The following is a 316-nucleotide window of genomic DNA, read 5'->3' as shown; positions in this document are numbered from 1 at the left end:
CCCCCCCCCCCCCCCCCCCCCCCCCCCCCCCCCCCCCCCCCCCCCCCCCCCCCCCCCCCCCCCCCCCCCCCCCCCCCCCCCCCCCCCCCCCCCCCCCCCCCCCCCCCCCCCCCCCCCTTTACAAGCACAAGACGGCATACGAGATCGCGCCTAGAGTCTCGTGGGCTCGGAGATGTGTATAAGAGACAGCTTCATCACCGTGCCGTCGTCATTGGCGAGCTCGCAGATGACGCCGACCGGCGGCAATTCGGCGAGCTTGCAGAGATCGACGGCCGCTTCGGTATGGCCGGAGCGCATCAGCACGCCGCCATCTTTG

General features: G+C 74.7%; 1 protein-coding gene and 1 pseudogene. One reads left to right on the top strand and one right to left on the bottom strand.

Annotated features, from left to right (window positions below):
* A partial coding sequence (locus tag JHD80_RS27575) for a hypothetical protein (protein WP_199093796.1) occupies positions 1 to 182 on the top strand: 182 nt, incomplete at its 5' end.
* Between the two features lie 7 nt (positions 183 to 189).
* On the opposite strand, the pseudogene JHD80_RS27570 reads toward JHD80_RS27575, so the two are convergent.
* A pseudogene (locus JHD80_RS27570) lies at positions 190 to 316 on the bottom strand (3,4-dihydroxy-2-butanone-4-phosphate synthase); the annotation flags it as partial.

Origin of the sequence: Allobosea sp. ASV33, assembly GCF_016428755.1 — a bacterium.
In the GTDB taxonomy this organism is placed as follows: Bacteria; Pseudomonadota; Alphaproteobacteria; order Rhizobiales; family Beijerinckiaceae; genus Allobosea.
This window is presented reverse-complemented; position numbering and strand designations above follow the sequence as displayed.